Source organism: Myxococcus sp. CA033 (assembly GCF_013336625.1).
Taxonomy (GTDB): Bacteria; Myxococcota; Myxococcia; order Myxococcales; family Myxococcaceae; genus Myxococcus; species Myxococcus llanfairpwllgwyngyllgogerychwyrndrobwllllantysiliogogogochensis.
The window spans coordinates 52,842-78,371 of sequence record NZ_JABUMU010000018.1; the positions used below are offsets into that span (position 1 = coordinate 52,842).

25 protein-coding genes and 6 tRNA genes are annotated in these 25,530 nt (G+C 68.4%); 5 read left to right on the forward strand and 26 right to left on the reverse strand.

Annotated elements, in window-relative coordinates; genetic code table 11:
- Positions 1–126 precede the first annotated feature (126 nt).
- The 5 genes from clpX to HUA78_RS31790 all read right to left on the reverse strand — a co-directional run bounded on the left by clpX (position 127) and on the right by HUA78_RS31790 (position 3,946).
- The gene (gene clpX, locus HUA78_RS31770; RefSeq protein WP_141642435.1) at positions 127–1,410 is read right to left on the reverse strand and encodes an ATP-dependent Clp protease ATP-binding subunit ClpX; all 1,284 of its coding nucleotides are present in this window, start codon (positions 1,408–1,410) and stop codon (positions 127–129) included.
- A gap of 215 nt (positions 1,411–1,625) precedes the next feature.
- Positions 1,626–2,246 (reverse strand): ATP-dependent Clp endopeptidase proteolytic subunit ClpP, encoded by a 621-nt coding sequence (gene clpP / locus HUA78_RS31775; protein WP_141642436.1) that lies wholly within the window; start codon positions 2,244–2,246, stop codon positions 1,626–1,628.
- A gap of 51 nt (positions 2,247–2,297) precedes the next feature.
- Entirely contained in the window at positions 2,298–3,575 is a 1,278-nt protein-coding gene (gene tig, locus HUA78_RS31780) for a trigger factor (protein WP_174458560.1), read from the reverse strand.
- Between the two features lie 101 nt (positions 3,576–3,676).
- Positions 3,677–3,758, reverse strand: a tRNA-Leu gene (locus HUA78_RS31785).
- A gap of 115 nt (positions 3,759–3,873) precedes the next feature.
- Positions 3,874–3,946, reverse strand: a tRNA-Lys gene (locus HUA78_RS31790).
- Positions 3,947–4,338: 392 nt separating this feature from the next.
- On the opposite strand from HUA78_RS31790, the gene bet reads away from it, so the two are divergent.
- Positions 4,339–5,430, forward strand: a complete 1,092-nt coding sequence (gene bet / locus HUA78_RS31795; protein WP_174464177.1) for a phage recombination protein Bet — start codon at positions 4,339–4,341, stop codon at positions 5,428–5,430.
- 148 nt (positions 5,431–5,578) lie between these two features.
- On the opposite strand, the gene HUA78_RS31800 is transcribed toward bet, so the two are convergent.
- The 13 genes from HUA78_RS31800 to HUA78_RS31860 form a co-directional block, all read right to left on the reverse strand.
- A tRNA-Arg gene (locus HUA78_RS31800) sits at positions 5,579–5,652 on the reverse strand.
- Between the two features lie 23 nt (positions 5,653–5,675).
- Positions 5,676–5,749 (reverse strand) — tRNA-His (locus HUA78_RS31805).
- Between the two features lie 84 nt (positions 5,750–5,833).
- Positions 5,834–5,910: transfer RNA gene (locus HUA78_RS31810), tRNA-Arg, on the reverse strand.
- A gap of 36 nt (positions 5,911–5,946) precedes the next feature.
- Positions 5,947–6,020, reverse strand: a tRNA-Pro gene (locus tag HUA78_RS31815).
- 70 nt (positions 6,021–6,090) lie between these two features.
- Positions 6,091–6,696, reverse strand: coding sequence for an XTP/dITP diphosphatase (locus tag HUA78_RS31820; RefSeq protein WP_141642438.1), 606 nt, complete (start codon positions 6,694–6,696; stop codon positions 6,091–6,093).
- The gene (rph, locus tag HUA78_RS31825; RefSeq protein ID WP_141642439.1) at positions 6,693–7,406 is read right to left on the reverse strand and encodes a ribonuclease PH; all 714 of its coding nucleotides are present in this window, start codon (positions 7,404–7,406) and stop codon (positions 6,693–6,695) included. Before rph ends, HUA78_RS31820 begins: the two co-directional genes overlap by 4 nt.
- A gap of 87 nt (positions 7,407–7,493) precedes the next feature.
- Positions 7,494–8,303, reverse strand: coding sequence for an N-acetylmuramoyl-L-alanine amidase (locus HUA78_RS31830; RefSeq protein ID WP_174458558.1), 810 nt, complete (start codon positions 8,301–8,303; stop codon positions 7,494–7,496).
- An 84-nt stretch (positions 8,304–8,387) separates the two neighbouring features.
- Positions 8,388–9,428 carry a selenide, water dikinase SelD gene (gene selD / locus HUA78_RS31835; protein WP_371745706.1) on the reverse strand — a complete coding sequence of 347 codons (1,041 nt, stop codon included), beginning with the start codon at positions 9,426–9,428 and terminating at the stop codon, positions 8,388–8,390.
- Between the two features lie 72 nt (positions 9,429–9,500).
- Positions 9,501–10,436, reverse strand: a complete 936-nt coding sequence (locus HUA78_RS31840; protein ID WP_174458602.1) for an FHA domain-containing protein — start codon at positions 10,434–10,436, stop codon at positions 9,501–9,503.
- Between the two features lie 5 nt (positions 10,437–10,441).
- Positions 10,442–11,164 carry a lipopolysaccharide assembly protein LapB gene (locus HUA78_RS31845; protein ID WP_141642442.1) on the reverse strand — a complete coding sequence of 241 codons (723 nt, stop codon included), beginning with the start codon at positions 11,162–11,164 and terminating at the stop codon, positions 10,442–10,444.
- A gap of 41 nt (positions 11,165–11,205) precedes the next feature.
- Complete coding sequence (locus HUA78_RS31850) at positions 11,206–11,910, reverse strand: hypothetical protein (RefSeq protein ID WP_174458556.1); 705 nt, start codon at positions 11,908–11,910, stop codon at positions 11,206–11,208.
- Positions 11,907–12,683: an outer membrane protein assembly factor BamD gene (locus HUA78_RS31855; protein WP_174458555.1), complete on the reverse strand. Its 777-nt coding sequence runs from the start codon at positions 12,681–12,683 to the stop codon at positions 11,907–11,909. Before HUA78_RS31855 ends, HUA78_RS31850 begins: the two co-directional genes overlap by 4 nt.
- 10 nt (positions 12,684–12,693) lie before the next feature.
- Positions 12,694–13,197 carry a regulatory protein RecX gene (locus tag HUA78_RS31860; RefSeq protein ID WP_174466316.1) on the reverse strand — a complete coding sequence of 168 codons (504 nt, stop codon included), beginning with the start codon at positions 13,195–13,197 and terminating at the stop codon, positions 12,694–12,696.
- Between the two features lie 35 nt (positions 13,198–13,232).
- On the opposite strand from HUA78_RS31860, the gene HUA78_RS31865 reads away from it, so the two are divergent.
- Positions 13,233–13,970: a hypothetical protein gene (locus HUA78_RS31865; protein ID WP_141642446.1), complete on the forward strand. Its 738-nt coding sequence runs from the start codon at positions 13,233–13,235 to the stop codon at positions 13,968–13,970.
- A gap of 274 nt (positions 13,971–14,244) precedes the next feature.
- On the opposite strand, the gene HUA78_RS31870 is transcribed toward HUA78_RS31865, so the two are convergent.
- The 4 genes from HUA78_RS31870 to HUA78_RS31885 form a co-directional block, all read right to left on the reverse strand.
- Positions 14,245–15,630, reverse strand: coding sequence for a type IV pilus twitching motility protein PilT (locus tag HUA78_RS31870; RefSeq protein ID WP_174464180.1), 1,386 nt, complete (start codon positions 15,628–15,630; stop codon positions 14,245–14,247).
- Positions 15,631–15,766: 136 nt separating this feature from the next.
- Entirely contained in the window at positions 15,767–16,168 is a 402-nt protein-coding gene (gene rpsI, locus HUA78_RS31875) for a 30S ribosomal protein S9 (protein WP_046712181.1), read from the reverse strand.
- Between the two features lie 14 nt (positions 16,169–16,182).
- Positions 16,183–16,629 carry a 50S ribosomal protein L13 gene (gene rplM / locus HUA78_RS31880; RefSeq protein WP_141649452.1) on the reverse strand — a complete coding sequence of 149 codons (447 nt, stop codon included), beginning with the start codon at positions 16,627–16,629 and terminating at the stop codon, positions 16,183–16,185.
- A 195-nt stretch (positions 16,630–16,824) separates the two neighbouring features.
- Positions 16,825–18,888, reverse strand: coding sequence for an ATP-dependent helicase (locus HUA78_RS31885; protein ID WP_174477837.1), 2,064 nt, complete (start codon positions 18,886–18,888; stop codon positions 16,825–16,827).
- Positions 18,889–18,922: 34 nt separating this feature from the next.
- Between HUA78_RS31885 and HUA78_RS31890 the strand changes: the two genes are divergently transcribed.
- Together HUA78_RS31890 and HUA78_RS31895 are read left to right on the forward strand one after the other, a co-directional pair.
- Positions 18,923–19,486, forward strand: a complete 564-nt coding sequence (locus tag HUA78_RS31890) for a hypothetical protein (protein WP_371745699.1) — start codon at positions 18,923–18,925, stop codon at positions 19,484–19,486.
- Positions 19,487–19,515: 29 nt separating this feature from the next.
- Positions 19,516–20,013, forward strand: coding sequence for a caib/baif family protein (locus HUA78_RS31895; protein ID WP_174458550.1), 498 nt, complete (start codon positions 19,516–19,518; stop codon positions 20,011–20,013).
- Positions 20,014–20,044: 31 nt separating this feature from the next.
- Here the strand turns inward: HUA78_RS31895 and HUA78_RS31900 are convergent, their stop codons facing one another.
- Together HUA78_RS31900 and HUA78_RS31905 are read right to left on the reverse strand one after the other, a co-directional pair.
- Complete coding sequence (locus HUA78_RS31900; protein WP_174477838.1) at positions 20,045–21,232, reverse strand: class I SAM-dependent rRNA methyltransferase; 1,188 nt, start codon at positions 21,230–21,232, stop codon at positions 20,045–20,047.
- Between the two features lie 5 nt (positions 21,233–21,237).
- Positions 21,238–22,455: a metallopeptidase family protein gene (locus HUA78_RS31905; protein ID WP_174464182.1), complete on the reverse strand. Its 1,218-nt coding sequence runs from the start codon at positions 22,453–22,455 to the stop codon at positions 21,238–21,240.
- 108 nt (positions 22,456–22,563) lie between these two features.
- Between HUA78_RS31905 and HUA78_RS31910 the strand changes: the two genes are divergently transcribed.
- Entirely contained in the window at positions 22,564–23,145 is a 582-nt protein-coding gene (locus tag HUA78_RS31910; RefSeq protein ID WP_174464183.1) for a nucleoside triphosphate pyrophosphatase, read from the forward strand.
- A 12-nt stretch (positions 23,146–23,157) separates the two neighbouring features.
- On the opposite strand, the gene HUA78_RS31915 is transcribed toward HUA78_RS31910, so the two are convergent.
- Together HUA78_RS31915 and HUA78_RS31920 are read right to left on the reverse strand one after the other, a co-directional pair.
- Complete coding sequence (locus tag HUA78_RS31915) at positions 23,158–24,120, reverse strand: DHH family phosphoesterase (RefSeq protein ID WP_141648508.1); 963 nt, start codon at positions 24,118–24,120, stop codon at positions 23,158–23,160.
- A gap of 13 nt (positions 24,121–24,133) precedes the next feature.
- The gene (locus HUA78_RS31920; protein WP_174477839.1) at positions 24,134–25,216 is read right to left on the reverse strand and encodes a zinc ribbon domain-containing protein; all 1,083 of its coding nucleotides are present in this window, start codon (positions 25,214–25,216) and stop codon (positions 24,134–24,136) included.
- Between the last annotated feature and the right edge of the window lie 314 nt (positions 25,217–25,530).

Genomic DNA, 25,530 nt, shown 5'->3' on the forward strand with positions numbered 1-25,530 from the left:
GTGGGCCGCCTGGAAGGCCGGCCCTGCTCCAGAATGGATGGGGCGCGTCGGGCCTGCTGCCTGGCCCTTGACGCGCCCCGTCACATCTCAAGGGGCCGCCCCTGGAAGAGGCGGCCCGGCGCCGCGCTAGGCGGATTCCTTCTTCGGCTCCGCAGGCTCTTTCTCCGCCGCGGAATGGAGGATGACGGGCTCGCTCTTCTTGAGGATGACCTCCTCGGAGATGAGCACCTCGCGCACCGTCTTGCGGGACGGGATTTCGTACATCACGTCCAGCATGGCCGACTCGAGGATGGAGCGCAGGCCGCGGGCACCGGCCTTGCGGCGGATGGCCTCGCTGGCGATGGCCTTGAGCGCGCCGTCGGTGAACTTCAGCGCCACGCCGTCCAGTTCGAAGAGCTTCTTGTACTGCTTGGTGAGCGCGTTCTTCGGCTGGTTGAGGATGTTGATGAGCGCGGGCTCATCCAGCTCCTCCAGCGCGGTGATGATGGGCAGACGGCCGATGAACTCCGGAATCATGCCGAACTTGAGCAGGTCCTCCGGCTCCACGTGCTTGAGCAGCTCCGTGAGGTTGCGCTGCTTCTTGGACTGAATGTCCGCGCCGAAGCCCAGGCTGCGGCCACCCAGGCGCCGCTCGATGACCTGGTCCAACCCGCCGAAGGCACCACCGCAGATGAAGAGAATGTTGGTGGTGTCCACCTGCAGGAACTCCTGCTGGGGGTGCTTGCGGCCACCCTTGGGCGGAACGTTGGCCACCGTACCTTCGATGATTTTCAGCAGGGCCTGCTGAACGCCCTCGCCGCTGACGTCGCGGGTGATGGAGGGGTTCTCCGACTTGCGGGCAATCTTGTCGATTTCGTCGATGTAGACGATGCCGCGCTGCGCCCGCTCGATGTCGTGGTCGGCCGCCTGGAGCAGGTTGACGATGATGTTCTCGACGTCCTCGCCCACGTAGCCGGCCTCGGTGAGGCACGTGGCGTCCGCAATCGTGAAGGGGACGTTGAGGATGCGCGCCAGCGTCTGCGCCAGGAGCGTCTTGCCGCTGCCCGTGGGGCCGAGGAGGAGGATGTTGCTCTTCTGGAGCTCCACGTCCTCGAGCGCGACCTTGGACTCGATGCGCTTGTAGTGGTTGTGAACGGCCACCGACAGCGTCTTCTTCGCCCGCTCCTGGCCAATGACGTACTCATCCAGCACGGCCTTGATTTCAGAGGGCCGGGGGATGCGCAGCTTGGTGTCCTTGGTCTCCTCGCGGTCGATCTCCTCCGCGATGATGTCGTTGCACAGCCCGATGCACTCGTCGCAGATGTAGACCGTTGGCCCCGCGATGAGCTTCTTCACTTCCTTCTGCGACTTGCCGCAGAAAGAGCAGCAGAGGGTCTGGTTGTCTCGCTTCTCCACGTTCTTGCCCGCCATGAAATCCCTCGCTGCGCCTGTAAAGCCGCCACCCTGCCTCGCGCCACCCGACCCGGCCTCAAAGCAATCTAGTCAGCCCCCATCAGGGACGTCCACGCGCCTTCCCGGTACTTAACAGGGAGAGTGGGTCGGCGCAGAAAGCAGAAAGCCGGAGGCGCGGGGACGAATTCCCGCGGCTCCGGCCACCGGCCGAGGCGTCAAGCCCCGGCGAACGGCTACTTCTTCTCGTCCTTGCCCAGCCCCACGACCTTTCGGGGGTTCTGGATTTCATCCACGATTCCGTAGGCTTTCGCCTCCGTGGCGCCCATGAAGTAGTCGCGATCCGTGTCCTTCTCGACGCGCTCGATGGTCTGCCCGGTGTGCTTGACGATGATCTCGTTGAGCTTCGCCTTCATCCGGAGGATTTCCCGGGCCTGGATTTCGATATCCGTGGCCTGGCCCCGCACCCCGCCCAGCGGCTGGTGGATCATGATGCGGCTGGAGGGCAGCGAGTAGCGCTTGCCCTTCGTCCCGGCGAGCAGGAGCACGGCCCCCATCGACGCCGCCTGCCCCACGCAGATGGTGGAGACCGGCGGCTTGACGTACTGCATCGTGTCGTAGATGGCCATGCCCGCCGTCACGGAGCCGCCCGGCGAGTTGATGTAGATGTTGATGTCCTTGTCCGGGTCTTCGGACTCGAGGAACAGCAGCTGGGCGACGATGACGTTGGCCACGTCATCGTCGATTTCGGTGCCCAGCATGATGATGCGGTCCTTCAGGAGCCGACTGTAGATGTCGTACGAGCGCTCACCGCGGTGCGTCTGCTCGATGACGTAGGGAACGGGCATGAAGGGCATGTCGACCTCGAGTAGCGGGCTGAAGCGCTGAAGACGGCTCGGAAGAGAACCTCAGGAATACTTCGCCCGGCCCTTCAGGAATTCAATCGTCTTTTCCTCGCGCAGTCGCAGAGACAACCCGAGGCGCTCGTCCGGACCCTTGAAGTACTTCTTCACGGCGGCCACCGGCTGGCCCGCCTCGACGGCGAGCTGCTCGATGCGCGCTTCCACGTCCGCGTCGGACGCCTGCACGCCCTCCTTGAGGGCGATGGACTCCAGGAGCAGCGTGCCCTTCACTTCCTGGAGGGCCTTCTCGCGCATCTCCTCGCGCAGCCGGTTGAAGTCCAGGTTCAGACGGCTGGGGTCCACGCCCGAGCGCTGCAGCTGCTGCAAGGCGCCACGCAGCATGGAGTCCATGGCGCGCTCCACCATGGCGCGGGGGACCTCGAACGGGTTGCGCTCCACGAGCACCTTCACCAGGGCCTCGCGCTCGTCGTTGTCCGCTTGCGAACGGCGCGCCTTCTCCATGTCGGTGCGCAGCTTGCCGCGCAGCTCCTCCATCGTCTGCGCGATGCCCGTCTCCTTGGCGAACTCGTCGTTGAGCTCGGGGCTGATCTCCTTCTTCAGCGCCTTGAGGGTGACGTGGAAGCGGCCCGTCTTCCCCTTCACCTCTTCCACCCGGTAGTCCGCGGGGAAGGCGTAGTCGATGTCCTTGGACTCGCCCACCTTCACGCCTTCCAGGGCGGCGATCTTCGACTCCACCAGCTCGCCGGGCTGCACCTGGACGGTGATGCCCTCGGCCTTGCTGCCGGTGAACGGCTGGCCGTCCACGGTGGCGTCATAGTCCACGGTGGCGTAGTCGCCGGAGGCCGCCGAGTCGCGGTCGGCCACGGGCTCCAGCCGGCTCAGCGACTGGCGCATGCGGTCCAACTGCTCGTTGACCTGCTCGTCGGTGACGGCGGCGTCCGACTTCGTCAGGGGCAGCTCCGCGTACTCCTTCGCCTCGACCTTGGGCTTGACCTCCACCCGGGCCTCGAAGGTGAACGGGGCGTCGGCCTTGAGGCCCGCGTTGGTCACCTGCGGGCTGGCGACGACCTCCACGTTGTGCTCGCGCACGGCGTCCAGGTAGGCGGTCTGCACCACGCGCTGGATGACCTCGTCCTCGACCTGGTCCTTGAAGCGCTGCTCCAGGATGCGCCGGGGAACCTTGCCCTGGCGGAAGCCGGGCAGCTTCACCTGCTTACTCAGCGCGGAATAAGCGCGGTTCAGCTCTTCCGCCACGCGGGCGGACTCGACCTCGATGGAGAGCTTCTTCTCAACGGGAGAGAGCTCCTCGACCTGGACCTTCATACGGGCCTCGCTCGCCGCCGCCTCGGACAGTCGTCCCGAGCGGCGCCGGTTAAGTGGGACGTGCGCCTTTAGGGGATAGGCACGAACGGGTCAACGCGAAATGGGCGAGGAGGGACTCGAACCCTCACACCTTGCGGTACCAGATCCTAAGTCTGGCGCGTCTACCAGTTTCGCCACCCGCCCGGATGCGCCGCGTGCCGTGTTCCGTACATACCGCGAAACGTCCGCTGGACATCAGCATGCGGCGGCTGCGCGGAAAAACAAACGGGGCCTCTCCATTGCTGGAGAGACCCCGTAATGAGAGCGGAGGGAATCGAACCCACAACCTATGGATTAAGAGTCCATTGCTCTGCCAATTGAGCTACGCTCCCGGCACTGCGCTTGGCCCGTCGGCTGCGTGACGTCCAAGTGGCGGCGGTAACTATAGAAGGCCGGCCGCGCTGTCAAAAAGTATTTTCGTCCCCCCTGCATTACCACGCTGAGCGATCACCTCTCGGAGACGCCGAGTCCGGGTGACGCCGCGCCGCCCGCCCCACGGGCTGGCGCCACCGTGGGTCCTCGCGCGGATGAAACAGACTCCCAGCACCTCTGTTGAACGAGGCCACGTCGGGCCTTCCTTCCCAGTCCACCGGGACGGCGGGCACGCACGGGCCCCCATTCGGGATTCGCACGGGTGCACCGCCGAGGCACAGGCGGGCGGACGGAGGTCGTCCGCCCTTTTCGCGCAGGACGTATGCAGGAGACGACAGTGACGGAAGCCAACATGTCCCCGAAGGTGGAGGAAACGGGCTCGGCCCTCGGCAACTGGAGCCGGGAGCGCATGGAGCTGATTCGACGCACCATCTGCCCGCGGGGAATCAGCGAGGACGAGTTCGCCCTCTTCATCGAGCAGTGCAAGCGCAGCGGGTTGGACCCCCTCCTCAAGGAGGCCTTCTGCGTGGCCCGCCGGCAGAACATCGGCAACCGGGAGCGCCCCAACTGGGTGAACAAGTACGAGTTCCAGCCCTCCGAGGCCGGCATGCTCGCCCGAGCGGAGCGCTTTCCGGACTTCAAGGGCATCCAGGCGAGCGCGGTGTTCGCCGAGGACGATATCGTCGTGGACCAGGGCAAGGGCGAAGTCGTGCACCGCTTCAATCCGGCCAAGCGCAAGGGTGCGCTGGTGGGAGGCTGGTCTCGCGTGGTGCGCGACGGAAAGCTGCCCGTCGTGGTGTGGCTGGACTTCAGCGGGTACGTCCAGCAGACGCCGCTGTGGGCCAAGATTCCCACGACGATGATTGAAAAGTGCGCCCGGGTGGCGGCGCTGCGCAAGGCGTATCCCGAGGCCTTCGGGGGCTTGTACGTCCGCGAGGAGATGCCGGCGGACGACTTCGAGCCGGTGGCCACAAGCCACGCGGAGCCCCCGGGCGCCTACGAGGTGCTGGGCGCGCGTCCCGGCCCGGTGAAGGCGTCCTTCCCCACCCTGCCGGCCGCCGCGCCCGCCAAGGAGGAGAAGCCACAGAGGCTCGACGTCGACGTGCCACTGGCGCCCCTTCCCCCCAAGGAGTCGGCGAAGGCCGTGGAGGTGGATGCCGCTGAAGCACCCCACTCCGCCGAGCCGTCCGCGCCGCGCGCCAGCCTCAAGGCCAGCGCCGTGGTGGTGGCGTTCGGCCCGTACAAGGGGAAGACAGCCTCGGAGCTCTCCGACGAGGAGCTGAGCGAGAGCATCGAGCTGGCGAACGAGAAGCTGATGGAGCAGCCCCGAGCACGCTGGGCCAAGGCGATGCGAGACAACCTGCTCGCGCTGGAGGCGGAGACGGAGCTGCGCTGCCGGGTGCCCACCGCCGACAAGGGCAACGGCGCCTCGCACGGAGCCTGATCCGCACCCGGACGCGGTGAAGTCCTCCTCCGCCGGAAGAGCCTCGGCGGAGGACGGGCCACGCGGATCCACGGGTGCGAAGGGGCGGGCGTCTCTCCGGAGGCGCCGTTGCTCGGGCGCGGATCATCGGAGGGACAGGGTACTGGAGCGCGCTCGGAGGGACTTGAACCCCCAACCCCTGGGTTCGAAGCCCAGTGCTCTATCCAGTTGAGCTACGAGCGCAGAGTACGGAAGGGAAAAACGTGGGCGGCCAACCGGGGTCGAACCGGCAACCTCTGGAGTCACAGTCCAGCGCTCTAACCAGTTGAGCTATGGCCGCCGTTCCGCAACGGCGTTTGAAGCGTGGCTTCCCTACCGTGGAAAGCCGGGCCAGTTCAAGGCCCAAATGTCACGGCAGCCAGGTTGGCGCCCCAAGCAGGACTCGAACCTGCGACCCCCGACTTAGAAGGTCGGTGCTCTATCCAGCTGAGCTATTGGAGCTGGCCGGGCCGCCTGCTTCCACTTCGCTACTTAAAGTCGGGGCGAGAGGATTCGAACCTCCGACCCCCTGCGCCCAAGGCAGGTGCGCTACCAGGCTGCGCTACGCCCCGAAAAGTAGAGTGCGGCATTGTTGAACCATCGCGGACGGACGCGCAAGGACAACGTGTCTGACGGGCTCGCTCAAGTGCCCGTGGTGAGCATCAGCAGCCTGGGCTTCATCTTCCGGAAGGCCGCGCCCCGGTGCGACACGGCGGACTTCTCCTCCGGGGTCAGCTCCGCCATCGTCCGGCCACTGTCCGGAAACATGAAGATGGGGTCATAGCCGAAGCCATGCGTCCCGCTCGGCGCGTGGCCGATGCGGCCCTCGCACCGCCCCTCCTCCACGTGCGTCCGGCCGTCCGGCCACGCCAGCGCCAGCGCGCAGCGGAACGACGCCGTGCGCTTCGCGTCGGGCACCCCGGTCAGCGCGGAGAGCAGCTTCTGGTACCGGGCCTTGTCATCCCCCGGCGCGTACCGGGCGGACAACACGCCGGGCTGGCCATCCAGCGCGTCCACGCAAAGTCCGGAGTCGTCCGCCAGCGCGGGCAGTCCCGTGGCCCGGGCATACTCCAGCGCCTTCTTCACCGCGTTGGCCTCGAAGGTGTCGCCGTCCTCCTCGGGCTCGGGGATGGGCGGCAGGTCCCCAAGCGACACCACCTCCACCGAGTCCCCCACCAGCTCCCGCAGCTCGCGCAGCTTTCCCTTGTTGGTGGTGGCGAAGAGGAGCTTCGACGTGCCCGTCGTCATTCGAGGGCCTTGGCCTGCGCGACGACGAGCTGCTGGATGGCGGCGAGCCCCCCGTCGAGCATCGCGTCCATCGTCTTGCGGTCGAAGAGCTGGTGCTCGGCGGTGCCCTGCACTTCCACCATGCGCCCGTCCCCCGTGGCCACGATGTTCAGGTCCACGTCCGCCTTCGAGTCCTCCTCGTAGTCCAGGTCCACACGCACCTCGCCCCCCACCACGCCCACGGACACCGCGGCCATGGGCGTCAGCTTGGGCGTCTTGGTGAGGGTGCCCGCCTTCTGCAGCGAGCGCAGCGCGAGCACCAGGGCCACGTACGCGCCCGTAATCGAGGCGGTGCGCGTGCCGCCGTCCGCCTGAATCACGTCGCAGTCCAGCGTGAGGGTGCGCGTGCCCAGGGTGGTCAGGTCCACCGCGGCGCGCAGGGAGCGGCCGATGAGCCGCTGGATTTCCATGGTGCGGCCGGTCTGCTTTCCCTTGGCCGCCTCGCGGTGGCTGCGCGTGTGCGTGGCCCGGGGCAGCATGCCGTACTCGGCCGTCACCCAGCCGGTGCCCTTGCCCATGAGGTGCGGGGGGACGCGCTCCTCGGTGGAGCACGTGACGAGCACCTTGGTGTGGCCGAACTCCACCTGCACGGAGCCCTCCGCATAGCGGGACACTCCGGGGGTGATGATGACGGGGCGAAGGTCCAGCGCACCACGTTGGAAGGAACGCACGGCGAGCTCCTGGGGAAGTGAGGCGAGCGTCCCTTCTCTACCAGAGCCGCGCGGCGCGCGTGGCGTCCCCATCGCCCGCCTGTCCACTCAGGGGGAGACAGGGCCCGCCACCTGGGCGGGCCGGGCGGCATCCCGCCGACGCGTCTCACGCAGGAAGGCGAGCACGCCCTCGCTGATGGCCTCGGCCAGCTTCTCCTGGTAGTCGTCCCGCCCCAGCCGCATGCCCTCCTCCGGATGGGAGATGTAGCCCACCTCGACGAGCACGGCCGGACACTCCACGCCGGAGAGCACGAAGAAGGGCGCCTGTTGCACGCCCCGGTCCGCCGCGCGCGTGCGAGCCACCAGGCGGGGGTGGATGGCATAGGCCAGCCGGGAGGAATCCGAGTGCGCCTCCGTGCGGACCAGGTCCTCGAGGATGAGCGCCAGCGTCGAGTCGCCACGCGCCACGCGGGACATGGGCGCCTCCGCGTTCTCCCGGTCCGCGACCGCGAGGGCCGCCTCACCGGAGGCACTGGCGGACAGGAAGTAGGTCTCCACGCCCTCGGTGCGCGCGCGCATGCGGGGCGTGGGCATGGAGTTGGCGTGGATGGAGATGAAGAGGTCCGCGCCGTGGTCGTTCGTCATCTCCACGCGCTCGGTGAGCGTCACCAGCGCGTCGCGCTCCCGCGTCAGGTAGACCTCTCCACCCGCCGCCTCCAGCTTCGAGCGCAGCCGGTGGGCAATCTGGAGCGCCACTTCCTTCTCGCGCAGCGCGCCCGGCCCCTTCGCGCCTTCCTTGATTCCACCGTGCCCCGGGTCGATGACGATGCGCGCGGGGCGCTCGCCGGCACCGGCGGTGACGGGGACGAGCCAGAGGAAGGCAACGAAGGCCAGGAGGGGGCGGGGGGACAGCGGCATGCCGGGGTGGAATGCTAGCGGAGCCCCACCCCGGGCGCGAAATCCCAGCCCGGCCCGGGTTCTAAAGCTCGGCGGTCCGGCGGTTCAGCCGATGACTTCGATTGCGGGGCGCCCCGCCCGGACTTCACCGATGAGGGCCGCGTCCACGCCCGCCTTCTCCAGGGCCTTGAGGGCCTTGAGCGCGTCGCTCGCGGGCACGCTGGCCAGCAGCCCACCGTTGGTCTGAGCGTCGGCGAGCACCCACTGAATCGCCTCCGGCAACCCCTTGGGGAAGCGGACCTTCTTCTGGACGTGGGCCAGGTTGGACCGGGTGCCACCGGGCACCACCCCCGCCTCGGCCAGCGCGGGCACTTCGGCGATGAGGGGGATGCGCTCCAGGTCGATGGCCGCGCGCGTCTTCGCGCCCGTCATCATCTCCAACAGGTGGCCCAGGAGCCCGTAACCCGTCACGTCGGTGAGCGCGTTCACCTTGAACCTGCCGGACGCGAAGACCTCGCCCGCGGCGCGGTTCAGGGTGGTCATCACCGCGACCACGCGCTTCTGGAGCTGCTTCGAGGCGAGCCCGCGCTTGATGGCCGTGGTCGCGATGCCCGTGCCCAGCGGCTTGGTGAGCAGCAGCACGTCGCCCGGCTTCGCGCCCGCGTTGGTGAGGACCTTCTTCGGATCCACCACGCCGGTGACGGCCAGGCCGTACTTGGGCTCCGGGTCTCGAATGCTGTGGCCCCCGAGGATGGAGATGCCCGCCTCTTCCACCTTGGACTGGCCCCCCGCGAGAATCTTCGACAGCACGGACAGCGGGAGGCTGTCCGGGAAGCCGACGAGGTTGAGCGCGAACAGTGGCTTCGCCCCCATCGCGTAGATGTCCGAGAGGGCATTCGCCGCGGCAATGGCCCCGAACTGGAACGGGTCGTCCACCACCGGCGGGAAGAAGTCCACGGTCTCCACCACGGCGAGGCCGGGCGAGAGGCGGTAGACGGCCGCGTCGTCGTTCGTGTTGAAGCCCACCAGGGCCTGAGGGGCGCGGGAGGACTTCAGTCCCCCCAGGATTTTCGACAGGTCCCCGGCCTTGAGCTTCGCCGCGCAACCCGCGCAGTGACTCAGCTCGGTGAGGCGCAGGCGCTTCACCGACTTCGCGTTCGCCACGGCGTGTTCCCCTTTTCGGACCCGCCCGGATGAGGGGCGGGCCAAGTGTCCGACTCAGATGATGCGCACGTACTCGCGCTTGAGGAGCTGTACCAGACCCTCCGCCGTGACGACATCATCCGCGTCCGCGCGGTCCAACACGCCCACCAGGGTGCCCTGGTTGATGACCAGTTGGAGCACGTCCAAAAGCTCCGGCGTGAGTTCCTTGAGCGGCGCCGCCAGTGGGACGACGAGTTGGAGCATCGCCTCCGGGGGCGGCAGGCTCGGCTGGAGGCGCTTGAGCTCGTCGAGCTGACGGAGCGCATCCATCAGCAGCGCCTCCGTGGACGAGTCCAGCTCCACCATGAACTCCTGGCTGTCCGCCGGACGCAGCTCGAAGTCGCCCTGCTCCCAGGTGATGATGCGGTTGAAGCTCTTCTGCGGCCCCAGGTTGTGGTTCTCGTTGATGACCGCGTAGTACACGCGACCCTGGCGCAGGTAGATCTTCCCCTCCTGGGCGCTGTTGACGACCAGCACGCCGTTCTTCTTGGAGGTGTGGAAGAGCTGGAGCAGGTCCGGCAGGGGGATTTCCTCAATCTTCCCCGTCATGGAGCTGCCCTTGGTGGTGGTCCGCGCGGCCTGGGCGGCGGCGGCCTCCTCCAGCTTCAGCTTGGCCATGCTCTCGTCCACGTTGGCGCCGTCAGCGCCCTGGTGCACGAGCTTGAGGATGGAGGTGCCAATGAGGATGCGGTCCCCCTCCTTGAGCCGGGCCTGCTTCACCTTCTCGCCGTTGACGAAGGTGCCGTTGGTCGAGCCGAGGTCCTCGATGGTGATCTTCCCATCCGAGAAGCTGATCTTCGCATGCTTGCGAGAGACCATGTCCTCGACGAGCACCATGTCCAGCTCGCTGGAGCGGCCGATGACGATCTGCTTCTCCGCCTTCAGCGGGAACTCTCCGCCCTGGTACTTCCCGGAGATGAACTTCAGGGCATAGGTCTTCGTAATATCCATGGTCATCAACCCGCCTGCTCCACCTTGCCGGGGTCCTTCACCAGGTTGAGATACATCTGCGCGCTCTTGTTGTCCGGGCTGCGCGCCAGCACGTCCTCCCACACCTGCACCGCCTCCGCCCTGCGACCGGCGGAGTACAGCGCCACGCCGTACTGGATACGGCCTGGGATGAAGGATGGGTTCTGGGCGATGACCTGCTCGTACTCGGCGATGGCCGCCACGTTGTCACCCGCGTCGCGCAGGGCGTTGCCCAGCTTGAGGCGGATGTCCACGAACTGGGGACACAGGCCCAGCGCGCGACGGTACTCCTCGACGGCCTTCTGCCAGGCGCCGCTGGACGCGTACACGTCGCCAATCTCGCCGTACATGTTGGCGATCTTCTTCTCGACGTAGGGGTCCAACTCACCGGGGCCGGTCTTCTGCCGGGACAAGGCGGCCTGGTAGACCTCCTTCGCCTCGGCGTACTTCCCCATGTCGTTGTAGATGACCGCCAGGTTCAGCGCCGCTTCGGTGTACGCCGGATTCAGGTTCAGCGCGGACTCGAACGCCCGCTGCGCCCGGGCGAACTGGCCCTGGTCGTGGTAGATGATGCCGAGCATGTTGAATACGTCCGCGAACGTCGGATTCTGCTCGACGATTTTCGCGAGGTACTGCTCGGCCTGGGCGTACTGCTTCTTCTCGAAGTAGCCGCGCCCGAGGGTCAGTAGCTGCTTGAGGGGCTCTTCCATGACTCGGCCCGTCCTCGGGCCCTGCCTCCGACGCAGGTAGCCTACATGAGCCCGGGCGAAAACAAGAATTCATCACCGTGAAGCGTGAGCGACAGCGACCGTTGGCCCCGGGTGTCCACCGGCCTCGACGGGAGAGAGCCCTGCAGCCGCCAGTGCTCCGTGACGACCGCCTCCTCCCGCTCCAAACGGATGTACCACGCCTCCGCCCGATAGACGCGTCCTCGCATCATCTTCAGCTCTTCCCATTCGGGTCCCGCCACTCCGGGATTTCCCGGCACGGTCAGCCGACTCAGGGCCTCCGCGTTCGCCGTCTCGAGCGCGCGGCGCCGGGCCTCCAGCGCGGCCACCACGGCGACGAGTCGGGGGGCGGCGGAGGGCTCGGGCTCCCAGTCTCCATTCTTGAAGACGAAGGGCACGCGCTCCACGCCGGCCGTGCCCACCTGGGTAGGGCCCAGCGTCCCCTTGAAGTCGAGGGTGGCGAAGGCCTCCGCCCGCTTCGCACCGGGCTCCACCGTCACGGTGATGCGGGCGAAGTGGTGCTCCTGGGAGACGAGCGGCACGGCCGCGTGGGGGATGGGCAGGGAAAGCCCGTAGGCCTCGGTCTGCTTCAGGACGGTGATGACCTCCGCCTCGGGCCCCGCGGCGAAGCCCAGGAGCCGGGGGACGAGCACCGCGCAGGCGGCGAGCACCGCCAGTCCGGCGATGAACAGGCCGCCCAGCCGGCTCCACTGCTGCGTCGTCCTCACGTGCCCAGCATGCGCTGGGCCTTCTCCGCGGCGGGAGTCCCGGGCAGGCGGCGCAGCACCTGGCGCAGCGTCTCCTCCGCGCGCTTCGGGTCATTCAGCTTCACGTACGCCTCATGCAGGTCGAAGAGCGCCTCCTCCTCGAAGGGCGTACCCGGGTACTTGGTGAGCAGGGCCTCCAGTCGCTGGGCGACGGCCTTCCAGCGCTCGCGCTTCGTGTAGAAGCGGGCCACGTACAGCTCGTGCTCGGCCAGCCGCTTGCGCGCCTCGTCCGCATGCTTCTTGGCCTCTGGGGCGAACTCCGAATCGGGGTACTGGCGGAGGAACTCCTCCATGGTGGACAGCCCCGCGCGAATCTCCACCTGGTCCTTCTCCTCCGAGGGCGGGAGGGCGAAGAAGTCGGAGGGATACTCCTCCACGTGGGTGAGGGCGGAGCGGAAGGCGGCGTAGTCCACCTTGGCGTGGGTGGGGTGGAGCTTGATGAAGGACTGGTACTGGTCCCGGGCCTCCGGAAAGGCCTCGCGAGCGAAGTCCAGGTCCGCCAGTCGCAGCTCCGCTTCGCGCGCGGCCTCCTGGTAGGGGAACTTGGCGCGGACGTACTCGAAGTACTTCTGGGACTTGAGGAAGTCCTTGTTCTCCAGGGCCTCGCTGCCGAGTCGGAGGTTCTCCTCGGCGGTGACGGCGTAGTCAGGGTCTCCGCCCTGCGTGCCGGAGAGGGCGGCGCAACCGGAGGTGAGCAGCAGGACGGTGGTCAGGAAGGCGACGGCGGAACGCATCGGCGCCACGCTATTCGTCCGGCCCCGAGGGGTCCAGCGAAGGTTCTCCCAGGAGCTGATGGATGACGTCCTGGGAGAATCCACGACCCGACAGGAACCGTGCGGCGCGGGCCCACGCCTTCCCGTCGGGCGGGCGAGCCGACAGCCCCCGCTTCTCCAGGGCCGTGCGCGCGGCGGCCACCGCGTCGAACTCCACCGCGTCCCGGGCGGAGTCGAGCGCACCTTGGGCCTCGTCCTCGGACAACCCATGGGAGTGGAGGCGATGGAGGACGGCCGCGGGCCCCTTGCCGCCTTTCAGGAGGGAGGCGGCGCGCTCGCGGCCGAAGCGGGTGTCGTCGAGGTAACCCCAGCCCTGGAGCCGGGCGAGCGCGGCGTCGCGCACGGAGGCCGGGAAGCCCTTTTTCTCCAGGGCCTGGAGCAACTCGTGGCGGGTGCGGGCGCGGGCCGCCAGGAGCTTGAGGCCCGCATCCGTGGCGCGCTGGACGGCCTCCGGTCCTTCATCCTCCGAGAGCATGGCGGGATACGTAGCATGTGGTAACAGGCGCAAGCATGCACCCTGTCCTCGCCCGCTTCCTCACCGCCGATGTCGCGAAGGAGACGCTCCGCAAGCAGCAGGCGGGAGAGTCCCTCGCTCCGGAGGAGAAGTCCTTCACCGAGGCCGCCAAGGCTCACCCGCGCCAGGCCTCCATCCTCATGGACGTGGGAGGCCGCGTCCTGTCCTCGGATGCCCAGGCCGCGCTCGTGCTGCTGGCGGCCCATGCCTCCGCGCGCGCGCTGATGGAGGACGCGGAGCTGGCCGAGCCGGCTCGCAAGGCCCGCGAGGCGCTGGCCGAGGAAGGCGCCAGTGAGGAGGAGACGGACGCGTTCATCGCCTCCATCCTCCTGGAGGAAGCCTTCGGCTACGCGCAGGACGTGGATTCGTTCGACCGGGACTACGTGAAGGAGTCCCTGGGCGAAGTGCCCGCGCTGGCGGGGCTCACCAAGGAAGCGGTGGACGCCCTCTTCCTCGGGTTCGTGAAGGGCGCGCCGAACGACGGCGAGCGCAAGGTGCGGGAGACCATGGCCCGCGCGCTCTTCGACATCGCCTGGGAAGAAGGGCCCGCGCCCATCAACCCCGAGCACATCGATTCGCTCTTCGACGCGGAGATCGCCAACAAGCCCGAGGAGGAGCAGGAGGCCAAGGTGCACGCCACCGCGCAGTTGCTCCAGGTGCTCTCGCGTGAGGGACTCATGGGGCCGCTGCGCCTGTCGCGGCTGCGCGCCATGCTCGGTGAGGAAGACGCGTAGAGACGAAGCTCGCGGCTGAAGGGCCCGGGGCGACTGGAGGGGCGAGCCCCCTGCCCTGCCTCAACGTCAAGCGCTCGGACGGTCCTGGTCAACCGCTGAACCGGCCGAAGCCACCGCTCGGAGCGAGCCGGCCCCTCTGGACGATGCGGCTCCCGCTCCGCGCGACTCACGCAGGCGAACCGTCCAGTCGGCGGGTGCTGACGGGCTGCCGTGCGGGGCGACTCACTCAGGCCAGCGGGCCCATCCGTTCGATTGGATGGGCACCGCTGTCACATCAGAAGCGTTCGATCTGGAAGTCGTCGTCGCCGCCGGCCGCCGGTGCGGGCGCGGGGGCCGGAGCGGGAGGACGTGCAGCGGGCGCGGGGGCCGGTGGACGCGCGGCCTGGGCGGGCGCGGGCGGGCGGGCGGCGGCGGGAGCCATGGGCGGGCCCGGACGCTGGGCCTGGGCGGGCACCGGCGTGGGCGGTGAAGCCGGAGGCGGCGCGGCGGCTCCCGTGGGAGCCCCCTTCTGCGCGAAGGCGGCCGAGCCGGGAATCGGGCGGGCATCGCCGGGCTTCGCGTCGAAGTTGTCCCACTTCGAGTCGGACGTACCGCTGATGCCGGAGAAGCGCAGCGCGAAGTCGTCCGGGTTGGACGCCTGCCGGTGGGCCTCCTCGTAGGTGACGAGCCCCTGTCGCACCAGGCTCATCAACGACTGGTCGAAGGTCTGCATGCCGTAGGAGTCGGTGCCCTGGGCGATGGCGTCGTGAATCTCCTTCGTCCGGTCCTTGTCCTCGATGAGCTCGCGCACGCGCGCGGTGACGCGCAGCACCTCCACCGCGGCCACGCGGCCCTTGCCGTCCGCGCGCGGCACCAGACGCTGGCTGACCACGCCCTTGAGCACGCTCGCGAGCTGGATGCGCACCTGCTTCTGCTGGTGTGGAGGGAAGGCGGAGACAATGCGGTTGACCGTCTCGGTCGCGTCCAGCGTGTGCAGCGTCGACATGACGAGGTGGCCCGTCTCCGCCGCGTGCAGCGCCGTCTCGATGGTCTCGTGATCTCTCATTTCGCCCACGAGGATGACGTCCGGGTCCTGCCGCAGCGCGCTCTTGAGCGCCTGCGCGAAGCTCATCGTGTCCACGCCCACTTCGCGCTGATTCACGATGGAGCGCTTGTCCCGGATGAGGAACTCGATGGGGTCCTCAATCGTCATGATGTGGCTGGTCTCGTTGGCGTTGATGTGGTCGATCATCGCCGCCAACGTCGTGGACTTGCCCGAGCCCGTCGTCCCCGTCACCAGGACCAGGCCGCGCTCCTCACCACAAATCTTCGCCAGCACCTGGGGCAGCAGCAGGTCCTGCATGGTCATCACCTTGAACGGGATGACACGCAGCACCGCGCCCACCGTGCCGCGCTGCTGGAAGACGTTCACGCGGAAGCGGCCCAGGCCCGGCACGCCGTACGCCAGGTCCACCTCGTTGCTCGACTTGAACTTCTCCTTCTGGAACTCGTTCATGATGCCGAAGGCCATGCGCGCCACCTCCTCCGGAGGGAGGCGACGACCGTCCTTCAACGGCACCAGCGAGCCATCCACCCGGAACATGGGAGGCAGGCCTGCCTTGAGATGAATGTCGGAGGCACCGCCGCGCAGGGCGATCTGGAGAATCTCATTCAGTTCCATGGGCGCCTGGAATCGTAGCAGACGCCCCCGCGCCGAAGCGACCGAGGGAAATGGTGAGTCCCGGAAAACACCACGGCGGAGACCCTCGTGAGAGAGCCTCCGCCGCGGGAGACAACCGAGCAACCAACCTGAGCGGTTAGCGCTTGGAGAACTGGAACCGGCGACGCGCGCCCGGCTGACCGTACTTCTTGCGCTCGACCGCGCGAGCATCGCGGGTGAGGAAGCCGGCCTTCTTCAGCGCCGGACGGAACTCCGGGTTGAAGGCGCACAGGGCGCGAGCGATGCCGTGACGGATGGCACCGGCCTGACCGGAGAGACCGCCGCCGCGAACGTTCACGGTGACGTCGAGCTTCCCCTTCTGCTCGAGGATCTCGAGAGGCTGATTGAGCACCATCTTCGAGGTCTCACGACCGAAGTAGTCGTTGATCTCCCGACCGTTGATGGTGACCTGACCCGTGCCGGGACGGAGCCACACGCGGGCGGTGGCTTCCTTGCGGCGGCCGGTGGCGTAGAAACCGAGCTCTTGGTGAATGGGCATGGACGTTGTCTCCCTTACGCCTCGACCGCGAACGCGGCCGGCTTCTGGGCGGCGTGCGGGTGGGTGTCACCTGCGTAGACCTTCAGCTTCGTCATCATCTGCCGACCGAGCGCGTTGCGGGGCAACATGCGGCGCACGGCGTTGAGGATGACGTCCTCGGGGTGACGCTGGCGGAGCTTCTCCAGGTTGGTGATCTTCAAACCACCGGGGAAACCCGCACGGGAGTGCCGGTAGTAGAGCTTGTCCTGCTCCTTCGTTCCCGTCACCTTCACCTTTTCGGCGTTGATGACGATGACGTGGTCGCCCGTATCGATGGACGGCGTGTAGATGGCCTTGTGCTTACCCTTGAGCAGGGTGGCAATCTGGCTCGCCGCGCGGCCCAGCACCTTGTCGGACACGTCGATGACGTGCCACTGGCGCTTGATGTCCCCAGCCTTCGCGCTGTAGGTCTTCTGCGACATTTCTTGCACTCCAAACTTCTCGCGGCCGCCAGGTGCATGCCGGGGAACCGCTGAACGTGCCTAACCAACCGCAGGTCCGCCGTTGAAACTCCACGGAGGCCTGGAAAGGCCGACCCTCCTAGTCGGCATGGGGGATCAAGTCAAGGTTGGTGGGGCCTCGCCCCTGGAAAGCCTGTCTGCCGCCCCCACCCCACCCTACCGCCCAGGCACCCCACCGCCCCCCGGAGCCCCGGGCGCCGGCTTCTTGAAGCGCTCCTTCAGGTTCGCGAAGAAGTTCTTCTCCTCCGGCGTGGGGTCGCCTTGACGCGGCGCGTCCATGGCGACGTGCTCGGCGACCTCCGGGGGGAGGTCCTCCAGGAACCGGGAGGGCGTCCGGGGGACTTCCTTGCCGCGCTTCACGCGGGTGACGGCGCGCGTGAGGTACAGCGTCTCCTTGGCGCGGGTGATGCCCACGTAGCAGAGGCGGCGCTCCTCCTCGAGGTTCTGCGCCTCGCCCTGCATGCCTCCGTGCGGCATCAGGTCCTCCTCCATGCCGATGAAGAAGACGAGCCGGTACTCCAGGCCCTTGGACGCGTGCACCGTCATCAGGGTGACGCGGCGGTTGGCGCCGGGCACGTCGTCGTCCTCCTCCTGCTTCGTGTCCAGGCTGAGGCGGTTGAGGTACGTCAGGAGGCTGGCCTTGGGGCCCTCGCGCTTCTCGAAGCGCTCCAGCGAGCCGAGCACCCCATCCACGCCCTTGAGCTTCTTGTCCGCGCTGGTGGCGCTGGGCGCGTGGGCGCGCGTGGCCTCGCGAAAGCCAATCTCCTCCAGGAGCTTGCGCGTCACGGTGGCCAGCTGGCCGTGCTCGTACGCGGCGCGGTAGCGCTCCACCAGCTCCACGAACTCGCGGACCTTCTCGCCGGCGCCGGGGGGCAAATCCTCGTACTCGGTGGCCTTGCGCATCACCGTCCACAGGGTGACGCCCTCGGAGCGCGAGTGCCCGTGCAGCCGCTCCATCGTCACGTCGCCGATGCCCCGGGACGGGACGTTGACGATGCGCATGAGGGAGATTTCATCCAGCCGGTTCACGATGACCTTGAAGTACGCGATGACGTCCTTCACCTCGCGCCGGTCGAAGAACTCGCTGCCGCCCACGACTTCGTAGGGGATGCCCTTCTCGCGCAGCATCTCCTCCACCGGGTGGGACTGGCCGTTGGTCCGGTAGAGCACCGCGATGTCGTCCTCGGGGACGCCCAGCGACACGTGCTTCTGGATTTCGTGCGCGACGAAGCGGGCCTCCTCCTCGTCATTGGGGCACGCGACGACCTTGACCTTGGGGCCGCCCTTGCGGTCGGTCCACATCTGCTTGGCCTTGCGCTCGGGGTTCTTCGCGATGACGGCGTTGGCCGCGTCCAGCACCATCTGCACGGAGCGGTAGTTCTGCTCCAGCCGCACCTCCTTCCCGCCCGGGAAGAAGTTGTCGAAGTGGAGGATGTTGCGCACCTCCGCGCCGCGCCACGAGTAGATGCACTGGTCGTCGTCACCCACCGCGCACACGTTGCGCGTCTCGCCGGCCATCAGCTTGAGCACGTCGAGCTGGGCCAGGTTGGTGTCCTGAAACTCGTCCACCAGGAGGTAGCGGAAGCGGCGCGTGTACTTGACGTAGAGGTCCGAGTGCTCGCGCAACAGCCGCGCGGGCAACAGGAGCAGGTCATCGAAGTCCACCGAGCCCTGCGCCTTCAGCGCGAGCTGGTAGCCCGGGTACACCATGTGGGTGATGAGGTCGTAGTCATCACCGATGCCCTCCGGCTTGGGCTCCGGGGCCTTGCCGGAGTTCTTCGCCTTGGAGATGAGGTTGAGCACCTTGCGCGCGTCGAAGGCGCGGTCGTCGATGCGGTGCTCGCGCATGGCGCGGCGGATGATGGCCAGCTGATCACCCATGTCCGCGATGGCGAACTTCTTGGGCCACCCCAGGCGATGGATGTCCTCGCGGAGCATCTCCGCGCCGAAGGCGTGGAAGGTGCACACCAGCACGCCCTGCGCGCGCGGCCCGGCCATGTGGACCAGGCGCTCCTTCATCTCGGTCGCCGCCTTGTTGGTGAAGGTGACGGCGAGGATGTTGCGAGCCAGGATGTGGTCTGGTCGCTCGTTGAGCAGGTGGACGATGCGGTGGGTGATGACGCGAGTCTTCCCGCTGCCAGCACCCGCGAGGACCAGCAAGGGCCCCTGGAGGGTAACCACGGCCTCGCGCTGCGGAGGGTTGAGCTTCGAGAGGTCCATTGCGCGCGGGCCGGGGATACCCTTTGATTCGTCCGTGCGCGACAACTTTCTCCTCCACCTCACCGCCGCCCTGCTCGCGCTCGCTCCAGGTGTCGGATGCCTGGACCGTGACGGCGCCTCACGCGAGGTGGAAGCCTCCGTGCCCGCCGCGAGCGCGCCCTGCGTGTACTTCAAGACGCTGGCCCCCTTCCTCCCAGAGACGCTGGAGGGGTTCACCGTCGCGCGCACCCAGGGCTCCACCGGCAAGTACGGCGAGGTGTCCGTCTCCGAGGCCGAGCGCCTGTTCACCCGAGGTGAGGGACGAGAGGTGAAGGTGCGCATCGTGGACACCACGATGGGCGAGAAGATTGGACAGGCCATCCGCGACGCGGCGGAGCGGGCCAAGGACCGGGCACCCAGCGACCCGGCGGCCCCCATCCACTGGAAGGACGCGGTGGGCTTCGTGAGGTACGACGCGGAGGAGTCGCTGGCGGAGGCCAACCTGCTGGTGGGCGACCGCTTCGTGGTGGCCGTCACCAGCCGGGGTTTCCCGGGTACGGTGGAGGTGCGGCGGGTGGCGCGTGGAATCGACCTGGCCGGGCTGGCCCGGCTTCAGTGAGCCCCGACAATGGGCAAGGAGTGTCCCGGGTGGTGAAGGAGAAAGGTACGCGGCCCGACGCAGTGGATCCGCTCGCCGCGGAGAAGGCCGCACGCGCGTTGGTGGCGACGCTCGGCAAGCGGGAGTTCCTGGAACAACTCCAGAAGCTCACCAAGAGCTTTGCGTCGGACCCCGGCAACCCCGGCTCCTACGCATGCGAGGGATGTCAGCGCTGCGCCAACTGCATGTTCTGCAAGGACTGCGACAGCTGCTTCCAGTGCACCCACTGCACGCGGTGCGAGCTGTGCAACAACTGCTCGCACTGCGTGGAGTGCAAGAGCTGTCACGCGTGCGCCTACTGCCTGCAGAGCGAGAACTGCACCACCAGCGCGTACCTGGTGCTCTGCCGCAACCTGCAGGACTGCAACTACTGCTTCGGCTGCGTGGGGCTGGCCAAGAAGGACTTCCACATCCTGAATGTCCCCTTCCCTCGAACCGAGTACTTCAAGGTCGTGGGCAAGCTGCGCAAGGAGCTGGGGCTGTCGTGAGCAGCCCCGTCGTCCCCGTGCGCGCGCGCTGCTAGAGGGCGCGCACGTAGAGGGCCTTGAGGTACTCCGTCTCCTGCAACCCACCGAGCACCGGGTGGTCCAGGCCCGCGCCCCGGCGCTCCAGAATCTGAATCGGGCGCTTGGCGTCCGCCGCGGCGCCGAGCAGCATCTCCTCGAAGCCCGCGCGGTCCAGCTTGCCGGAGCACGAGCAGGTGACGAGCAGTCCGTCCGGATTCAAGCAGCGCAACGCGCGCAGGTTCAGCTCGTGGTAGGCGCGCAGCGCGGTCTCCAGGCCCTCGCGGCGCTTGGCGAGCCCCGGCGGGTCCAACACGATGGTGTCGAAGCGCCGGCTCTGTGAGTCGAAGCGCTTGAGCACATCGAAGGCGTTGGCGTTCTCCACGCTGACGTTCGTCCGGTTGTTGGCGCGGGCGTTTTCGCCGATGCGCGCCGCGGCCTTCTCGTCCTGCTCCACCGCGAGCACCGACTCGGAGTTGCGAGCCAGGGCCAGCGCGAAGCCACCGTGGTAGCTGAAGAGGTCCAGCGCCTCGCCGCGCGCCAGCTCTCCGGCGCGCAGGTGGTTGTCCACCTGGTCCAGGAAGGCGCCCGTCTTCATGTCGCCCAGCAGGTCCACTTCGAAGCGGTTGTCGCCCTCGTGGTACGTGAAGCGCGATTCGCCCTCGCCGTGCAGGAAGCGCGACTCGCGCGGAAGGCCCTCGAAGTCGCGGCCGGAGGCGTCGTCGCGGCACACCACGTGGGTGGCGCCGGTGAGTTCCACCAGCATCTTCGCCAGGGACTCCTTGCGGGCGTCCATGCCCTCGGAGAGCGTCTGGAGCGTCAGGCCCTTGCCGTAGCGGTCCACGAAGAGACCGGGCAGTTGGTCCGACTCACCATGCACCAGCCGCAGACCGTCGCGCCCGGACAGCGAGGACCTGCGCGCGAGCGCGGCCTCCAGGCGACGACGGAAGAAGAGGTCGTTCACCGGCTGCTCGCGAGGAGGCTTGCGCGTCAGCAGCCGCAGCGCCAGCGGGGAGCGCCGCGCATAGAGGGCCTGGCCAATGGGGTTGCCCTGCGAGTCCACCACCAGCACCACCGCGCCAGGGCCCGTCACGTCGGGCGGGGCGGCCAGCTCGGTGCGGTACAGCCAGGGGTTTCCGGTGCGCAGGGACTTCGCGCCCTTGGGAGTCGTACGTGCCACGGGAAGCGTTACGTTGATGGCCATTCGCGTCACTCCAGGCCGCGCGCGGCCAGTTCTTCATCGTCCTCCCCTCGCAGATGCCCGATTTCGTGCAGCAATGTCACGCGAATCTGCTCGTGCAGCTCCGCCGGCGTGCGCACGGCCCTCGCCAGGTTGCGTCGGTAGAGCACCACGGAGCGGCACGGTGTCTCCGTTCCGTCGCACGGCGCGCCCAGCGGCGGCCCTCTGAACAATCCAAGGATGGTGGGCGACAGCGGAGGCTGGTTGGCCAGCAAGTCACCCTCGGCGGGCAACTCCTCCGCGGTGACGGGCACGCCCTCCAGGTCACCCCGCATGTCCACGGGCAGCTCCGACACGGCCCGCGCCACGTCCAGGCGGAAGGCGTCCTCGCCAGGCAGGGGCGGCGTCGGGAAGTCCTCCGGCGCCAGGCTCCGGGCCTTGTCGAAGTGGACCTGCGCCTGCTTCCACTTCCCCTCTCGCTCCAGCAGCAAGCCCAGGTGCTGGTGCGCATGCGCGGCGCGCTCCGCGTCGGACACGAGCCCCTGGAAGGCCACCTTCGCCTCGGCGAAGCGACACAGCTCGAAGAGGGCCAGGGCCCGCTCGTAGAGCGCTTCCCTGCTGCCCGGCTCCCGGGCCAGGACGATGGCCGCGCGCGCCAGGGCCTCTTCCGACTGGCCCAGGTCGTTGAAGGCCATGGCCGCCACCAGCGCCAGATGCGGAATCAGCTCCGGAGGCGTGCCGGGCTGAGACAGGCCGCGCTCGGCGTAGAGCGTGCCCAGTTCGTCTCGCTCGCGCGTGGAGGGCAGCTGCACGGCATAGAGGTGCGCCGCGCCCAGCAGCGCATCCGAGTCCCCCGGGTCGATGGCGAGCGCCCGCGCGAAGGCGAGCTGGGCCTCGGGCTCGCGTCCCAGCGCGGCCAGCGCCACGCCGCGCTCGGCATGGGCCGCCGCGAGGTCCGGCTCCAGGGCCGCCGCCTGCGCCGCGCACGACAGCGCCTCCTCGAAGCGACCTCCGTCGTAGTACCCGCGCGCCGCGTCCAGCGGAGAGCTGCCCTGCGCGCGACACACCGCGAGCGGCTGCACGGGACGCGAGGCGACGTCGGCACCTTCCGCCGGGGAGGCATTGGCCGCCGGGGCCTTCACCGAGGACACCTCCGGCGGACCGGCGTCTCCCGTCTCCGGGGCCGAGGCGTTCCGCTTACACGCGGTGAGGAGAAGGCAGAGGGCGAGCAGACCGCGCCGCGACATGGGGCGTCAGGCTACGGCATCACCTCGTGGCCGGGAAGCGGGGACGTGCATGCTCGCTCGGCAGGCGGCATCCCCGCGCGCGCTCGGGTGAACTAGGGTGGGAGCCCCATGAGAGACTTGATTCTGGCGTCCACGTCCAGCGCCCGCCGAGCGCTGATGGACGGCCTGGGCCTGCCCTACCGCACCCATTCCCCAGGGGTGGACGAGACGGTGGCTCCCCACCTGTCCGCGAAGGAGGCGGTCCGGGAGCTGGCGGCCCGCAAGGCCCGCGCGGTCCACGCGCGCAACCCGGACGCCTGGGTGCTGGGCGCCGACCAGCTCGTCGAAGTCGCCGGCGAGACGCTCACCAAGCCCGACAACCGCGACGCCGCGCGCGGGCAACTGGGCAAGTTGCTGGGCCATACCCACGACATCCACACCGGCGTCTGCCTCGTGGGCCCCGGAGGCCACGTCAGCGAGGCCGTGGAGACCGCCCGACTCACCTTCCACGCCGTGACGCCCGACGAGTTGGAGCGCTACCTGGACCTGAACGAGTGGGAGGGCTGCTGCGGCAGCTACCGCGTGGAGGGCGCGGGACAGGCACTGCTGGCGCGACTGGAAGGAGACCGCGCCAACGTGCAGGGCCTGCCCATGGTGACGGTGGTGCGACTGCTGCGGCTGGCCGGCTTCTCGTTCTTCGAGCGCCGGTAGTCCGCCCCTCCGTCAGCCCGCGGTGGACAGCTCCGCGAGAATCTCCTGGTACGCGGCGCGGGCCTTGTCGGACTGGTCCGCCTTGAAGCTGGCCGCCGCCACCACCGGATGGCCGCCACCGCCGAACCGGCCGGCAATCGCGGACAGGTCGTGCTTGCGCAGCTCCGGCTTCCACGGGTTGGAGCCGAGCGACACCTTGGCGCGCGACGCGCCCTTGCCCACCCACAGCGTGTAGCGCGCATCCGGATAGAGCGCGTACGCGATGAACTTGTTGAGGCTGTCGACGCCCTCGTCCACCAGGTCGAAGAAGACGACGCCGCGCTCGTAGCGGGCCTTCGCGCGCACCAGCTCGATGTGGCCCTGGTGACGCGAGAGCAGCGGGGCCAGCGGCGTGGCGATGAGCGGCGAGGCGGCGAGCTCCGCGAGCGACTCCGACTGCATGCGCCGGATGACCTCGGGGATGAGCGCCGGGTCCTTGTTCGCCTCCAGCACCGTCATGATGCGCAGCGCGGGCTCCTCCAGCGCCACCGCCATCTGGGGCGACGGAAACTGGGCGCCGTCGATGATTTCGGCCCAGTGGATGAGGTCCGAGAGCGACGACGCATCCCAGCCGAAGCGCTCGTGCGCCACGTCCGCCAGGTACTTCGTGCAGCTCTTGCGGTGCCCGTCGTGGAACTTGCGCCCGCTGGTGTCCGCGCGGAAGTGCGCCTCGTCCCCCGGCTGCTGGAAGGCGGAGGCATGGTGGTCGAACCACCACGTCAGCCGCGCGTCCTGGCTGTAGCGGAAGTCGACGATGACGTTCTCCTCGCCAGTGAAGACCGCCGGGTCGATGCCCTCCGCGCCCGGCTTGTGATTCAGGCCCTGGTAGCCAAAGGCCGCGTCCGCGCGGACGCGCTCCCGATAGAAGCGGGAGAACACCGCGGCGCTCGCGGCACCGTCGAAGCAGTTGTCGTGGAAGAGGACCTGAACGTTCATGGCGGGCTGCCCTTTACTGCAACGCGAGTCCCTCGCCCACCGCCGCGAAGGCCGCGGCCCCCTGCGCATCGCCCGTCTGTACATCACCCGACCCGGCGGCGACGACGGCCAGCCCCACCAGTCGACCATCCGCCAGCAGCCCGCAGCCCAGCGTGCCTCGCGCCCCCGCCGACGTGTTCAGCGCGTAGAGCTGCGTGCGGCCTCCCAGCGCCGCGGGCGCGGGACGCGTCAACGGCGCATTCGACGCCCCACCCAACGAGCGCAGCAGGCCCTGACACCCCGCCGCCAGCGACACACCCGGCGAGCGCTCCACCCACAAGAGACCGAAGCGTCCTCGCGCCACATCACCGAAGCCCACGCCACTGCCATTCAGCGTCGCCGTGGGCAGCACCAGGTGCGTGGAGAGCTGCTCGCGCGTCAGCCGCTCCCAGCCCACGGGCAGCTCCAGCCGGTATCCCAGCTCACTGCCAACCAGGAGCTGGCGGACGCCACCACCGCCCCCCGGAGTCAGCGTCCCCGGCATGGCGAGGAGCACCGACGACGCCAACGCCACGGCGAGTCCCAGCCCCAGGCCCACGTACCGCCGCGCGGCGCCGGGCTCGCCCAGCACCAGCGTCAGCGCCACCAGTCCCAGCGCGAAGTAGGCCACGTGCACCGGGGCCGTCGGCGCCGCGCGCGCAAGCCAGGCCGTGGCCAACAGCTGCACCACCAGCCCCGTCTGCGCGAGCCCCTTCGCGGGCCCCCGGTTGACCACCAGCACCAGCGCGAGCAATAGGTCCAGCGCCACCAGCCCGTACGTCCACGAGGGGTCCTGGAGCGAGCCCAACACGCCACCGGCTCGCAGGAACCACGCCGCCGCGCTCGCCCCCAGCACACCCGCCACGGGCCCTGGATGGGCGGACACCGCGCTCGTCACCAGGTCGCCACCGAACACCGTGGCGTCGTCGTCCACCGCGTCCCCCAACCTGTCCAGCCGCGTGCGGCCGACCTTCTTGTAGGACTGGAGATGATCGAACGGCTCACCACAGGCGGGACAGGCCGTGGCACCCCGGGGAATGGGGCTATGACCGCAGCTCGGGCAGAGGGTCTGAGGCATGCGCCGGCGTATACCGCACTGAACACTCCGCCCACGAGAGCGCGACGCGCGTGTCAGCCTCACCCCGCAGTGCCAATTTTTCGACCAAAAGGGCGGGGCTCGAATGACACCTGAGTCATTCAAGACTGAGCACACTCGCAGTCCTTGCGGCTTCTGGCCGACTCTCGACTCTTGAACGAAACGTCGAGATTCCCGGGCTGGCTGAACGAAAAATCTCGACAGAACGAGGAATCGGTTCCGAACCCCGACGTTTACCGTGAGGTGGTGAACCTGGAACCCTGCTTCACTACAGGGAAATCCCGTAGAGCAGGTTA

What these genes read in the sequence shown, in the direction of transcription:
- HUA78_RS31865 (WP_141642446.1), top strand. Translation starts at nt 13,233, where the DNA reads ATGCACCCTGTCCTCGCCCGCTTCCTCACCGCCGATGTCGCGAAGGAG.
- HUA78_RS31855 (WP_174458555.1), bottom strand. Translation starts at nt 12,683, where the DNA reads ATGCGTTCCGCCGTCGCCTTCCTGACCACCGTCCTGCTGCTCACCTCC.
- clpX (WP_141642435.1), bottom strand. Translation starts at nt 1,410, where the DNA reads ATGGCGGGCAAGAACGTGGAGAAGCGAGACAACCAGACCCTCTGCTGC.
- HUA78_RS31830 (WP_174458558.1), bottom strand. Translation starts at nt 8,303, where the DNA reads ATGCCGCTGTCCCCCCGCCCCCTCCTGGCCTTCGTTGCCTTCCTCTGG.
- HUA78_RS31905 (WP_174464182.1), bottom strand. Translation starts at nt 22,455, where the DNA reads ATGTCGCGGCGCGGTCTGCTCGCCCTCTGCCTTCTCCTCACCGCGTGT.
- rplM (WP_141649452.1), bottom strand. Translation starts at nt 16,629, where the DNA reads ATGTCGCAGAAGACCTACAGCGCGAAGGCTGGGGACATCAAGCGCCAG.
- HUA78_RS31870 (WP_174464180.1), bottom strand. Translation starts at nt 15,630, where the DNA reads ATGGAACTGAATGAGATTCTCCAGATCGCCCTGCGCGGCGGTGCCTCC.
- HUA78_RS31820 (WP_141642438.1), bottom strand. Translation starts at nt 6,696, where the DNA reads ATGACGACGGGCACGTCGAAGCTCCTCTTCGCCACCACCAACAAGGGA.
- HUA78_RS31840 (WP_174458602.1), bottom strand. Translation starts at nt 10,436, where the DNA reads ATGGATATTACGAAGACCTATGCCCTGAAGTTCATCTCCGGGAAGTAC.
- HUA78_RS31860 (WP_174466316.1), bottom strand. Translation starts at nt 13,197, where the DNA reads ATGCTCTCGGAGGATGAAGGACCGGAGGCCGTCCAGCGCGCCACGGAT.
- bet (WP_174464177.1), top strand. Translation starts at nt 4,339, where the DNA reads ATGTCCCCGAAGGTGGAGGAAACGGGCTCGGCCCTCGGCAACTGGAGC.
- rpsI (WP_046712181.1), bottom strand. Translation starts at nt 16,168, where the DNA reads ATGCCCATTCACCAAGAGCTCGGTTTCTACGCCACCGGCCGCCGCAAG.
- HUA78_RS31845 (WP_141642442.1), bottom strand. Translation starts at nt 11,164, where the DNA reads ATGGAAGAGCCCCTCAAGCAGCTACTGACCCTCGGGCGCGGCTACTTC.
- clpP (WP_141642436.1), bottom strand. Translation starts at nt 2,246, where the DNA reads ATGCCCTTCATGCCCGTTCCCTACGTCATCGAGCAGACGCACCGCGGT.
- HUA78_RS31885 (WP_174477837.1), bottom strand. Translation starts at nt 18,888, where the DNA reads ATGGACCTCTCGAAGCTCAACCCTCCGCAGCGCGAGGCCGTGGTTACC.
- HUA78_RS31920 (WP_174477839.1), bottom strand. Translation starts at nt 25,216, where the DNA reads ATGCCTCAGACCCTCTGCCCGAGCTGCGGTCATAGCCCCATTCCCCGG.
- tig (WP_174458560.1), bottom strand. Translation starts at nt 3,575, where the DNA reads ATGAAGGTCCAGGTCGAGGAGCTCTCTCCCGTTGAGAAGAAGCTCTCC.
- HUA78_RS31915 (WP_141648508.1), bottom strand. Translation starts at nt 24,120, where the DNA reads ATGAACGTTCAGGTCCTCTTCCACGACAACTGCTTCGACGGTGCCGCG.
- HUA78_RS31910 (WP_174464183.1), top strand. Translation starts at nt 22,564, where the DNA reads ATGAGAGACTTGATTCTGGCGTCCACGTCCAGCGCCCGCCGAGCGCTG.
- HUA78_RS31900 (WP_174477838.1), bottom strand. Translation starts at nt 21,232, where the DNA reads ATGGCCATCAACGTAACGCTTCCCGTGGCACGTACGACTCCCAAGGGC.